We start from the raw sequence: 12,767 nt of genomic DNA, 5'->3' as shown, positions 1-12,767 counted from the left end.
GAGAACCCGGCCGGGCAGCGGAGCTGGGTCAGGGCGTGGGCGTATCAGGGCGTGCTGCATCGCAGCGGCTCCTCACGGTTCGTAGGAGGCGCGGTGCCGACTTCTCGTGCAAAGCCGTCGACACCGCGCCGATGTGAATCCGCCTCTCAGGGCGGGCCCGGGTCAGGGGAGTTGGTAGCTCCCGGACACCGGGTTCAGGTCATGCGCGGCAGCCAGCCGCGCTCGTAATCTCAGGCGGTGCACCGGGCCTCCTCACGGCTTCGGGAACGGGGAGTCAACGTGCCTTCTGCTCCGCGTTTTTGGACGCGGAAACACGGATCAGCACAGGTCAGCAGGGGTGGAGTTGGACTCCGCCTCGGTGACGTGGCGAGACAGTAGACCGGGATTCCGGCCGCACCAAACGACCGCCGAACCCGGGCCCGAACTACGGCACAGGCTCGTTAGGTGCGGCCGGAAATCGCGGCTAACCTCCGGCGCAACCCCACTCCGGCCGCTTGCTGTTGACCGCCGTCCGGAGCGGGCTCAGTCCCGTCGTGCCCTGAAAGAGGCCCCGCACATGAGCTACACGCTGCACCGAGGCGACGCCCTCACCGTGCTGAAGACCCTCCCGGACGAGAGCGTCAACGCCGTCATCACCGATCCCCCGTACAACTCCGGCGGACGCACCAGCTCGGACCGCACCGGCCGCACCGCCCGCGCCAAGTACGTCACGGCCGGATCGGCGCACGACCTGCAGAACTTCCCCGGCGAGAACCGGGACCAGCGGAGCTATCGAAGCTGGCTGACCGCACTGCTCACCGAGGCGTACCGGGCCGCGACCGAGCACTCCGTCGCCATGGTCTTCTCCGACTGGCGCCAGGAGCCCACCACGTCCGACGCCCTGCAGATGGCGGGTTGGACCTGGAGTGGCACGATCCCCTGGATCAAGCCCGCCAGCCGGCCCCGCAAGGGCGGGTTCAAGCAGTCGGCCGAGTTCATCGTCTGGGGCGTCAAGGGCAGCCTCGAAAAGGACCGGGACCTCTACCTGCCCGGCCACTTCATCGCTTCCCAGCCGCGCAAGGACCGCGTCCACATCACCCAGAAGCCGGTCGAGATCATGCAGCAGCTCGTGCAGATCTGCCCAGAAGGCGGCACCGTCCTGGATCCCTTCACCGGTAGCGGCTCCACAGGCGTCGCAGCCTTGCGCGAGGGCCGGCAGTTTGTGGGAGTCGAGCTGTCCGCGCATTACGCAGAAGTCGCTGAGGCGAGGCTCCGCGCGGAGCTGACCCAGGACGACTTCGTCCTGGCAGGACCGGAGGCATGAGTATGAGAGCGACCGGACCGGGGCCAACGGACCGCAGACGGACAAGGGCGGCGGGTGCATCGAGAAACCGATGCACCCGCCGCCCTTCCTCTTGCGTCAGGCGTCACGCCGCCTCGAACGCCCTCCGGATCAGCGGGCCCGCCTTCTCCAGGTCGGCTGCCGAGGCGATACGCACCTCCAGGTCCCCGGTCCCGAGGTGGCCGATGCCGCGCATGTCGCGCGAAAAGCCCTCCTCCAACTCGACCGTGTCCGGGTCGACCTTCAGGTAGACCAGGATCGCCTCGTGCTTCGGACGGAAGATGACAGAGGCGACGTTCACCATTCGGCGGTAGGCGATGTAGTGCCGAAGCTGAGCCACCTCGACCTCGCCCCAGGCGGTGAGGGCCTCGTCCAGCTCGGCGTACAGGTCCTGCAGGCACGCGGGAGCCGCCCCCGGGGGCGGCTGAACCGAACCGACGCCAGCGCCGACCGCCACCTCTCTATGCCGACTCTGTCGCCGAGGTGGAGTGGGGCTGGGAGACCCAGAGGCGGACTCGACCAGCAGCAAGCTCAGCAGCCCGCCGTCGAAGATGCGGTAGCGCACCATGTCGACCCGCTCGCGCAGGCGCTTTACCGCGACCCGGTCGTGATGCGAAAAGCTGGCCGCGATGCAGACCATCCGCGGGTTCCGCCAGTCGATCGACTTGGCGGCCTCGGAACCCAGCTTCTCCTTGACCAGTGCCTCGAACTCGTGACGTGCGGAGTCCAACCACGACAGGTAGGAGACGGCCTGAGACAGGACACCGGTATCGGCGCCCTTCTTGTACTCGATCAGCGCAGGTGTGCCGTTCTCGTCCAGGCCGAGCGAGTCGATCCGGCCTCGGTGCCAAGGCCCCGTCGGGTACTCGGACGCGAGGAACCGGATGCCGAGCATGGCCTCCATGCCAGCCTCGATCCGGCGCTGCAACTCGACCTCCAGCGCCACCGTCGAACCGCGCAGCTCGACATCCCGGCCGTCGGCATCGAGCCGGAACAGCTTCAGTTCGCTCACCAGCGTCCCCCTTCGTGATCACTACAGGGAGAGCAATCGAAACCGGCCTGCGGGTATTCCTATGGATGCCTGCGCGTCATGCCTCGTCGGGGGCTGTCCCCTCGCTGTTCTCGGCCGGTGTGGACACCTCGGCGTTGTTTTAGGGAAGACGATCAGCTGGGCCGCGCTTGTCCGATTCGGACAGGTGCTGGACGCGTCACGGCGCTCGCGAAGGGGGTATGGGGATCGTCTCCCCAGGGCGGCGTGGGTTCAGCGTCGGATTGCGACGACCTCGACCTCTGCGTTCATCGCGCGCAAGCGACGTGCCGACTGGAGTAGGGAGACCTGGGCGAAGGCGAAGAGCGAGTCGACGGTGATCTCCTTTCCGTCCTTGAGGAGGATGGCAAGCACGACTTTCAGCGTGCCGAAGTCGCTCAGGAGGCGGTGGTCGGGGGTACGGTCCGCAACCTGCCTCAGGAAGGCGCTACGGATGGCTTCGTCGCTGCGCAGGGTTTCAACGGCGGTGACCGACTGGGCGAAGAGGTGGTTCAGCGGCGCGGTCCCGTCGCTGCTAGTGGCCTTCTTGACGCAGATCAGCTGGTTGTCTGGGCCGAGGACATCGCAGACCTCCAGTCCGCCACCGTTGAACTTGTCCGTGACGATGTTCTTCTTGTCGAAGAGGAGGTAGCCCTCCTGGCCTGCTGCCTGCTTGTTGTACCAATCTTCATCGTGAGAGTCTCGTCTCTTGGCGTTCGGTACTCCCTTCGGCCAGGCGGGCAGTTGGACGCTGGACGGCTTGCCCAGTAGCTCCCGGAGCTCTTCCTCCAACGTCTCGAGGAATCTGGCTCCCACCTCGTACCACTTTCCGTGGCCGTAGAAGTACCGCGTGGTTCCCACGGGAACGTCCGCGATGAGCCACTCCTTGCCGGTGGTCGCGGCGCTGGCTGGCGTTTTCAGGTCGTCGTCGCTGAACATGACGACCCGTACCTGACCGAGCGCCTTGAGGCGCTCGCCCTCGGTCTTGTCCGAGACGAACTCGAGGAGGACAGGAAGGTCTAGGTCGGTGACGTCGATGCTGCGGCTACCCGAGGTGATCCGGAACGCCTGGGCGGAGCCGAAGCCCTCCTGGCAGCTCTCCGGAACTCCCAGCGTGAGCCGCGGGTGACTCGGGTCGGCGAGCATGCGCTCAAGGACTGCCTGGGCGTCTACCGCCTTGCGGCTGCGGTTGTCCAGTGTGCGGAGCCGATCGACGAAGCCCAGTTCGGGCAGCGGATCCGGGCGTGAGCAGACGTCCTCTATCGCGCGCAGGTCGTTGAGGAATTCCTCCGGGGTGGTGGCCAGCGGCAGCTTGATGGTCGACTCGGAACACTCGACCCGAACATGCTTGGAGGTACCGGAAGGCAGTGAAGTCAACGGGATGCCGCTGACCGTTCCACAGATGCGGCGTACGACTGCGCCGAACCGGTCGAGCCCGAAGCCGTCGATACGCTCCCCCCGGGCGACGGAGTACTCGTCGACACGCCCTCGTCCGTCCATGATCTGGTTGCGCACCTTGATGATGCCGTCCTCGTCGAGGCAGCGGGTGGCGAACTCCAGGCCGAACTCATCATCGCGGTAGTACGGGTCCAGCATGTGCTGGCCGACCCCGTAACTCAGGGCGTACAGGCCGCGCTCGGTGCGCATGAGCACCAGGCCCGCAGCGGAGTGATTCCGTTCGTTGACCTCCAGGCCAGTGATCCGCTCGACGGCCGGGCACCAGTCGGCGCGGTCCCTGGGGATTCCCCCGTTCACCAGGAGCCCGGTGACGCCCTCCCGGGCGAACTCGCGGACTTGGTAACCGGGTCTGTCGAGATAGTGGGGGCGCACAAGGGCGCGGAGTTCTACCTCGTCACCGTTGGGAACAGTGAGTCGGTGCAGCGTGGACTTGCGGGTGCCGGTGCTGCTCTTCTGCTTGGCGGTCACGTCATGCTCCTTCGAGTCGAGGTGTCGGAGTCGGTGTCCGCGGGGCCGTTCTCCTCGATCCGCGTGACTTCGTGCTCATGCCCGGATCTCCTCTCGGCGCTGGGCGCTGTGCGGTGCGTCGGAGTTCCTGGCGCGTGATACCCAGTGAACAGGAGTGTGTTAGCGCCGTCAACTGAATGTAACTTGGTGATCGGAGTGCTGTCGGTGTACGGTCGTGCCATGGTCGGAGAAAACGAGGTATCCGATGCCACGGTGACCGCTGCGGAGATCGCAAGGTTGGCGGGCGTGACGCGCGCTGCGGTGTCCAACTGGCGCAGGCGCCGCTCGGACTTTCCCGCACCCGTCGGCGGCACCTCGGCGAGTCCCCTGTTCTCGCTCGCCGAGGTACGGCAGTGGCTGGAAGGGCAGCGCGAAGGGCGAGAAGTCAGTGGGGAGGTCCGGCTCTGGCAGGCGCTGCGTGGCACCTACGGCGAGGAAATGGTCAGGGCGCTGGCTGCTGTCGGGGAACATCTCCGGGGTGATGCGGACGAGCTGAGCGACCAGACCGCCCGCGACGCAGTGGCTGGGCTGGTCGCCGACCGGATGCCCACCGAGGTGATGGACGGTCTGGTCGCTCGGTTGCTGGATTCCACCGCGCGCGCAGCGTTGGACGGGGCCTCGACATTGCAGCTGGCCCGCGCCGTCCGAGAGTTCGCCGGTGAGACCTCTGGCACCGTCTTCGACCCGGCGTGTGGCATCGGCTCCCTTCTCGTTGCGGTGGGTGGTGATGCGGTCGGGAGCAGGCTGGGGCAAGACACGCACATGGACGCGACGCGCGTGGCCCGGGTGCGCGCGGCCCTGGCCGCCACCGGGGCGGCGGCGCCGGTTCAGATCGTGGCGGGCGACTCGTTGCGGGCTGACGCGTTCCCCGAGCTCCGCGCGGACGTGGTCGTGTGCGAGCCACCGACCGCCGTGGCTGACTGGGGTCGCGAGCAGTTGCTCGTCGATCCGCGCTGGGAGGCGGGTGTGCCCTCGCGAGGGGAGAGCGAACTCGCCTGGCTTCAGCATTGCTACCACCACACGGCACCCGGCGGGCGAGCCGTGGTGGTTCTGCCGACATCGGTCGCCCATCGCCGCTCCGGTCGCAGAATCCGGGCGGAGTTGGTGCGTCGCGGCTGCGTCGCCGCGGTGGTGGCTCTACCGCCGGGCCTCGCCGCCAGCCACGCACTTCCGCTACACCTGTGGCTGCTGAGTCGCCCCTCTGGCCCTGGGCGGGCGGCGGGGACCGTACGCATGGTGGATCTCAGCACCAATAGCCCGGAGGGACCATGGGAGCCTCAGCCGCACCAAGAGGCGGAGGTGCAGCTGATTGATCTGCTGGACAACGAGGTGGACCTCACGCCCAGCCGCTACGTACGCGAGCCGGAACCCGACTACGCGGTGGAGTACGCCAAGCTGCGCGAGGATCTCGACACTCGCCTGAGCCGTCTGCGGGCGCTACTTCCCGAGCTGCCACCACGCGGCCGGGCTGACGCCCTGGACGAAGGCGTCCCGGTCGCGGTGAGTGACCTACTGGCCGCCGGCCTGGTCAGCCTGGACGGTGACGAGCTCATCTCCGCCAGCGACCAGTTGGACCCCGACTACGTACGCGGATTCGCCAATAGCGCGGCGAACGCCCGTCGTAGCACGTCCTCCTCGGGTACGTTCCGAGCGGACCTGCAGGCGGCGCGCCTACCCCGCATGGACGTCGAGCGACAGCACCGCTACGGCGACGCCTTTCGCTCGTTGGGCGCCTTCGAGCGCGAACTTGCCGAACTCGCCAGCATGGGCGACCGGGCTGCGCGGCTCGCCCGCGACGGCCTCACCGGAGGTGCACTCGATCCGCCGCCGGCCTGTGACGGGCGCCAACGGTGAACACCAAAGCACGACAAACGACGGAGACGCCGCAGTGGGGCGAGAGGACAGGACGCTTTGAGTAAGAACCAGGAACTGGCTGACTTCATCTGGTCGGTGGCCGATTTGCTGCGCGGTGACTACAAGCGCTCGGAGTACGGAAAGGTCATCCTGCCGCTGACGGTGCTGCGCAGGCTGGACTGCGTCATGGCCCCGACCCGGCAGGCGGTGTGGGACCGGGCGGCCTCCTACACCGGAGAGAACAAGGACGGACTGCTGCTGGCAGCCTCCAAGCTGAAGTTCTACAACCTCTCCGAGCAGACCTTCGACACCATCAGCAGCGACGCGGCCAATGTGGCGAAGAACCTCAAGGACTACATCCGGGGATTCTCCTCGGAGGCCACCGAGATCATCAACCGCTACGAGTTCCACCTCCAGATCGACCGTCTGGACAACGCCGACCTGCTCTACCAGGTGGTGCGGAAGTTCGCCGGCCTGGACCTGAGCTTCGAAGCCGTGGACAACCACGACATGGGCTATGTCTTCGAGGAGCTGATCCGCAAGTTCGCCGATGCCTCCAACGAGACCGCCGGTGAGCACTTCACCCCGCGCGAGGTCATCGAGCTCATGGTCGAGCTGCTGCTCGCCCCGGACGACGACCGGCTGACGGGGGAGGGCCAGGTCGTCAAGATTCTCGACCCAGCCTGCGGCACAGGCGGCATGCTCTCGGCGGCAGAGGAACACATCCGGAAACTGAACCCGCGCGTGCGCGTGAACCTGTTCGGACAGGAGCTGAACGCCGAGTCGTACGCTATCTGCCGCTCCGACATGCTGCTGAAAGGCCATACCGCCAAGAACATCCGCTTCGGCAACTCCTTCAGCCAGGACGGCCACGACGGCGAGACTTTCAACTACATGCTCGCCAACCCACCCTTCGGTGTGGAGTGGAAGAAGGTCGAGAAGGTCGTACGCCAGGAGCACGAAGACCGCGGTTACGACGGCCGCTTCGGAGCCGGCCTGCCCCGGATCAATGACGGCTCGCTGTTGTTCCTGCAGCACATGATGAGCAAGATGCAGCCGCTCAAGAAGGACGCGGCGGGCGACGAGGTCGGCGGCACCCGCCTGGCCATCGTCTTCAACGGCTCCCCGCTGTTCAGCGGCGGCGCGGGGTCGGGTGAATCGGAGATCCGCCGGTGGATCATCGAGCACGACTACCTGGAGGCGATCGTCGCTCTCCCGGACCAGCTCTTCTACAACACAGGCATCTTCACGTACTTCTGGATCGTCACCAACCGTAAGCCCGCCGACCGCAAGGGCCGCGTGATCCTTCTCGACGCCCGCGATCAGTGCACCAGGATGCGCAAGTCCCTCGGCGAGAAGCGCAAGAAAATGACTCGGGCCCAGATCGGGTACATCTGCGCGACCTACCGCGACGCGCTCAACATCGCCAGCGACGAAGCCCATCCGGATCACGCGCGGGTGAAGGTCTTCGCCAACCGAGACTTCGGCTACCAGCGCATCACCGTGGATCGGCCGCTCAAGCTCCGCTTCGAGCTGACTGATCACAGCCTTGCTCAACTCGGTGCGTCGGCCGCCGTGAAGAAGGCAGTCGGGGGCGAAGCGGCGGTCGAGCTGTTGCTGGGCGCGCTCAAGCCGCTGCTCGGATCGCAGTGGTCCACCAAGGCTGAGGCATGGGACGCCCTACGGACGGCGATGGTGGCCAGCGGCGTGCTGTGGCCCTCCGCTGCGCCGTTCCAGAAGGCCCTGCGTGATGCCGTGGGGGTGACCGACCCGGAGGGCGAGGTTCAGCTCGTCAAGGGCAAGCCTGAGCCCGACCCCGATCTGCGCGACTACGAGAACGTCCCGCTGCACGAGGACGTCGACGAGTACCTTGCCCGGAAAGTCCTCCCGCATGCGCCGGATGCCTGGATCGCGGAGATCAAAAACCCGAAGACGAAGGAGGTCGAGCGATTCAAGATTGGTTTCGAGATCCCCTTCACCCGCACCTTCTACGTCAGCAATCCACCTAAACCTCTGGACGAGATCGATGAGAGACTGAAGACGCTGGAGGCCGAGATCCAGGAGTTGCTAGGGGAGGTGACTAGGTGACTTCCTACCGAATCAAGAACATTGCTCGCATTAATTCTCGAGTCCTCCCGGAGGGAACCGATGAGGAATTCCGGTTCCGCTACATTGATATCAGTGCAGTGGACGGATTGGGGAATGTTCTTATCCCGGAAGAAGACGTAGCATTCGAGAATGCGCCGTCCCGCGCCAGACGACTCGCGCCAGCAGGGTCTGTCATCGTCTCAACTGTGCGGACCTATCTTAAAGCGATCGCGTCAGTGCCTGAGGGCGACGACCCGTTGGTCTTTTCGACGGGGTTTGCTGTCCTGGAGGCGATGGCGGGAGTGGATTCCAGGTATCTTGCGTACCACTGTCGCTCGAGTCAGTTCATTGATGCCGTAGTTGCACGCTCTGTTGGCGTCAGCTACCCGGCCATTAGCCCGAGCGAGATTGGTGATCTCCCCATTTCGCTTCCCGCGCTGGAAGAACAGCGTCGGATCGCCGAATTTCTCGACGTCGAAACTGCTCGCATCGACCGACTCGTGGCGAAGCGCAGCGAGATGCGAGATCTATTGGCGCTCAGGCGGGAGCGGATCGTCGAGTCGGAGTTGGGGATTGACCAAAACGCCCGGCGGTACATGACCCCGCTAAAATATCTGGCGGAAAAAGTGACCGTTGGCATTGTCATCACGCCGGCCAAGTGGTACGTGGAATCGGGCGGGGTTCCAGCTTTGCGTGGACTGAACGTCAAGCCAGGTCTGATCGACACCGAGAATCTTGTGTCGATCAGCAGTGAGGGGAATGCCGAGAACGTTAAGTCACGGCTCGTTGCTGGTGACGTGGTAATCGTTCGAACGGGCCAGGCCGGGGCTGCGGCAGTCGTTCCCGAGGAATTGGATGGCGCCAACTGTATTGACCTCATCCTTGTGCGTCCCGGCAGGAAGCTGAACTCCGCTTACTTGCAGTACGCGCTCAATTCAAATTGGGTTCGAATGCAGGTTGCGAAAAACTCCGTTGGGAGTATTCAGGCGCATTTCAATGTCGGGTCGATGAAGCAGGTCTCCATCCCGTCGATCCCTCTCGTCGAGCAGGAAGAGATCGTTGCTGCGCTGGATGAGAAGACCGGTGCCTTGGACATTCTGGAGCAAAAACTGAACGAGCAGGAAAAGTTGCTTGCCGATCGACGCCAGGCGCTCATCACCGCTGCCGTCACCGGTCAGCTCGACGTCACCACCGCCCGCCCCGCGCACGACCACGGCCTCTGAGGGGGATTTCAGATGAATGATGCCCGCGTGTACACCGAGAAGGCTTTCGAGAGCGCCGTGGAAGCGGCGCTGCTGCGCAGCGGCTGGCAGCGCGGGCTGTCGAACACCTACAACCCCACGCTCGGCATCGACACCTCCGAGCTGGCTGCGTTCCTCGGCGCGTCGCAGAACGACGCGTGGTTGGCGCTCCAGGCCGCCTACGGCGAGGACGAAGAGCAGGCCATCGGCCGGTTCGCCAAGCGGGTGGCGCGGGAGATTGACTCCCGCGGCCTGCTGGACGTGCTGCGTCGGGGCGTGAACGACCGCAACGTGAAGATCCAGCTTGCGTACTTCCGCCCCGCGCACACCCTCGCCGCCGATGCCTTGGACGAGTACAACGCCAACCGGCTCACCTTCGTGCGCCAGTTCCACTACTCCGCCGCGCGCCCGGCCGACAGCCTCGACATGGCGTTCTTTCTGAACGGACTGCCCGTTGCCTCGGTGGAGTTGAAGAACGGACTGACCGGCCAGACCGTCGAGGATGCCAAGCGCCAGTACCGCCGCGACCGCGACCCGAAGGAATTGTTTTTCGCCAAGCGCAGCCTGGTCCACTTCGCGGTCGATCCGACGCTGGCATTTCTGACGACTCGCTTGGCCGGAGACGCCACCCGCTTCCTTCCCTTCAACACCGGATCCGGTGGCCCTGGCCAGATGGGCGGAGCGGGAAACGTCCCGGCCTCGACCGATGGAAAGTACCCCACCTCCTACCTCTTCGACGAGGTATGGGCTCGGGACAACTGGCTGGAGTTGCTGCAGCGGTTCCTGCACGTTGAGGACGCCGCCGCGAAGGCCGGCCGGGCGCCGTCCCACAAGCCGGGCAGCGCGCACACGCAGCCGTTGATCTTCCCGCGTTTCCACCAGTGGGACGCGGTGCGCAAGCTCATCGCTCACGCGGCCCGCCACGGCGCGGGGGAGAACTACCTGATCCAGCACTCCGCCGGTTCGGGCAAGTCCAACACCATCGCCTGGCTCGCGCACCACCTGTCCAGCCTGCACACCTCCCACGACCCTGGGTTGATCGCGCCCGCCGCGCTCGCCTCCGGCCTGGGGGCGAACAAGCTGGTCTTCGACAAGGTCATCGTCATCACCGACCGGCGGGTACTGGACAAGCAGCTCCAAGACACCATCTACCAGTTCGACCACAAGGCTGGCGTGGTCGTGCGGATCGACGAGAACTCCCAGCAGCTCGCGGACGCGCTGACCGGGCCGACGGCCCGGATCGTGATCACCACGGTGCAGAAGTTCCCCTTCGTTCTGGACAAGGTTGCGGGGCTGGGCGGGCAGCGCTACGCAGTGATCATCGACGAGGCGCACTCTTCGCAGGGTGGGGAGAGCGCGGCGGCGCTGAAGAAGGCGTTGGGACGTCTCGGCTCGGACGCGGTGGACGAGGACGGCGACCCGCTGACGGCCGCGGCCCTTGCGCGCGGCAAGCAGCCGAACCTGTCCTTCTTCGCGTTTACGGCCACTCCCAAGGCGAAGACGATCGACCTGTTCGGTACCCCTTACGCCAAGCCCGGCTCGGGGGAGCAGGAGAAGGGGCCGTTCCACGTCTACTCGATGCGGCAGGCCATCGAGGAAGGCTTCATCCTCGACGTGCTCGGCAACTACATCACCTACGCTACGTACTTCAAGCTCCAGGAAGCTGCCGCCGAGGAGGCGGAGCAGCAGGTGGACCCGCGCAAGGCCCGTTCGAAGCTGGTGCGGGCCGCGCTGATGTCGGAGGCGTCGATGGCCTCCCGGGCGAAGATCATCGTCGACCACTTCCGCTCGCACTCGAGCCCGCGTCTCGGGGGCCGGGCCAAGGCGATGGTGGTCACCTCTGGCCGTGACCACGCCGTTCGGCTGTACCAGGCCATGCGGGCCTACATCGACCAGCGGAGCTTCACCGATTGCGGCACCCTGGTCGCGTTCTCCGGGGCACTGACCCTCGACGGGATCGAGTACACCGAGGCCAAGCTCAACGGCTTCCCCGAACGCGAACTGCCGGCACGTTTCGGCTACACCCGCGCGGACGACCCGAACCCGCCTTCCGTCCCCAAGCCCGAGCACCGCATCCTCGTCGTTGCCGAGAAGTACCAGACCGGCTTCGACCAGCCGCTGCTGACCACCATGTACGTGGACAAGATCCTGGTGAAGCTGGCCGCGGTGCAGACGCTTTCCCGGCTCAACCGCACCCACCGGCTCAAGACCACTGAGGACCTGTTCATCCTCGACTTCGCCAACCGGCCCGAAGACATCGAGCAGGCTTTCCAGCAGTACTACGAGGCGTCGGTCAGTGAGCCCACCGACCCCAACTTGCTGTTCGACCGCGAACGCGAAGTGATGGCCTACCAGCTCCTGGTCGAAGCCGAGATGGAAGCCTTCGTCACCGCGTACTTCGCAGCCTTCCAGGGCGGCTCGGCCACCGACACCGCCATCATGAAGGCCCACGCCCGCCTCTACGGCTACCTGCAGCCGGCTCTGGACCGCTTTAACGCCCTCAACGCCACAGAACCGGACACCGCTGCCGAGTTCCGCCGCGCCCTGGACTCCTACACCAAGGCATACGGCTGGCTCTCCCACGTGATCGGATTTGAGAACCTCGAACTGGAACGGCTTTACCAGTACGGACGTTTCCTACTGCGCCGCCTGCCGGCGCCCCCTCGTAGTGCCGGCGCCGACATAGGGACGGCAGCACCGAGTCACATGCGCATCGCTCAGACGGGCACCCCGGAACTGCGCCTGGAGGCAGCGGGCGCGCAGGTACTGCCTGGCCTGGTACCCGAGGCTGCCGGAGCGGTGGCCGAGGCGGAGGAGATGTCACTGGCCGAAGTGATCCAGTCCGTCAACGACGAGTACGGGACCGGGCTCTCCACCACCGACCAGATCCTGCTCGGTCAGCTCGTTGTCGCCGTCAGCGAGGACCCCGAACTTCGGGCTATCGCCCTGCACCAGGACCAGGACGTCTTCGGCGGAGAACTGGAGAAGGACCTCGACCGGATCGTCATCGACCAAGCGGCGTCCAACGACGCTTTGATGGTCCGCTACTTCGACGACGCCGACGTCAACCGCCTGTTCAAGCAGGTCGCGACCCAGCAGGCGTACCAGCTCATCCGGCGGCCGGTCCGACGCGAGGCCGAGCGCCGGGCCACCCAGCAGCGGGCCGCCGAGCTCAAGTCGTCCGGAAGCCGTCGGGCGGAACCACCGACCGCATAGCCTGTGCTCTGCAGCACGTCAGGCAAGAGGCCGAACGGGGTGGTCACGCTCCGAC

The 12,767-nt window shown here is 65.7% G+C and carries 7 protein-coding genes; 5 read left to right on the top strand and 2 right to left on the bottom strand.

Annotated elements, in window-relative coordinates:
- Positions 1–556 precede the first annotated feature (556 nt).
- Positions 557–1,303, top strand: coding sequence for a DNA-methyltransferase (locus ACFYZ8_RS20260; RefSeq protein ID WP_389049878.1), 747 nt, complete (start codon positions 557–559; stop codon positions 1,301–1,303).
- A gap of 103 nt (positions 1,304–1,406) precedes the next feature.
- On the opposite strand, the gene ACFYZ8_RS20255 is transcribed toward ACFYZ8_RS20260, so the two are convergent.
- Positions 1,407–2,333, bottom strand: coding sequence for a DUF5655 domain-containing protein (locus ACFYZ8_RS20255; protein WP_389049876.1), 927 nt, complete (start codon positions 2,331–2,333; stop codon positions 1,407–1,409).
- Positions 2,334–2,582: 249 nt separating this feature from the next.
- Positions 2,583–4,274 (bottom strand): DUF6119 family protein, encoded by a 1,692-nt coding sequence (locus tag ACFYZ8_RS20250; RefSeq protein ID WP_389049874.1) that lies wholly within the window; start codon positions 4,272–4,274, stop codon positions 2,583–2,585.
- A gap of 186 nt (positions 4,275–4,460) precedes the next feature.
- On the opposite strand from ACFYZ8_RS20250, the gene ACFYZ8_RS20245 reads away from it, so the two are divergent.
- Genes ACFYZ8_RS20245 through ACFYZ8_RS20230 form a run of 4 tightly spaced genes read left to right on the top strand, consistent with a single transcriptional unit; the run spans position 4,461 to position 12,712 of the window.
- Entirely contained in the window at positions 4,461–6,167 is a 1,707-nt protein-coding gene (locus ACFYZ8_RS20245; protein WP_389049871.1) for an N-6 DNA methylase, read from the top strand.
- A gap of 57 nt (positions 6,168–6,224) precedes the next feature.
- A complete protein-coding gene (locus ACFYZ8_RS20240) occupies positions 6,225–8,255 on the top strand; it encodes an N-6 DNA methylase (RefSeq protein WP_389049868.1) in 2,031 nt (676 codons plus the stop codon).
- The gene (locus tag ACFYZ8_RS20235; RefSeq protein ID WP_389049866.1) at positions 8,252–9,478 is read left to right on the top strand and encodes a restriction endonuclease subunit S; all 1,227 of its coding nucleotides are present in this window, start codon (positions 8,252–8,254) and stop codon (positions 9,476–9,478) included. The genes ACFYZ8_RS20240 and ACFYZ8_RS20235 overlap by 4 nt, the downstream gene beginning before the upstream one ends.
- Before the next feature lie 12 nt (positions 9,479–9,490).
- Positions 9,491–12,712, top strand: coding sequence for a type I restriction endonuclease subunit R (locus tag ACFYZ8_RS20230; RefSeq protein ID WP_389049863.1), 3,222 nt, complete (start codon positions 9,491–9,493; stop codon positions 12,710–12,712).
- The last annotated feature ends 55 nt before the right edge of the window (positions 12,713–12,767 follow it).

The sequence above is a fragment of the Streptomyces sp. NPDC001668 genome, from assembly GCF_042893155.1.
GTDB lineage: Bacteria > Actinomycetota > Actinomycetes > Streptomycetales > Streptomycetaceae > Streptomyces.
Note: the sequence above shows the minus strand (reverse complement) of the source record. Positions and strands in the feature narration are given on the sequence as shown.

What these genes read in the sequence shown, in the direction of transcription:
- ACFYZ8_RS20260 (WP_389049878.1), top strand. Translation starts at nt 557, where the DNA reads ATGAGCTACACGCTGCACCGAGGCGACGCCCTCACCGTGCTGAAGACC.
- ACFYZ8_RS20230 (WP_389049863.1), top strand. Translation starts at nt 9,491, where the DNA reads ATGAATGATGCCCGCGTGTACACCGAGAAGGCTTTCGAGAGCGCCGTG.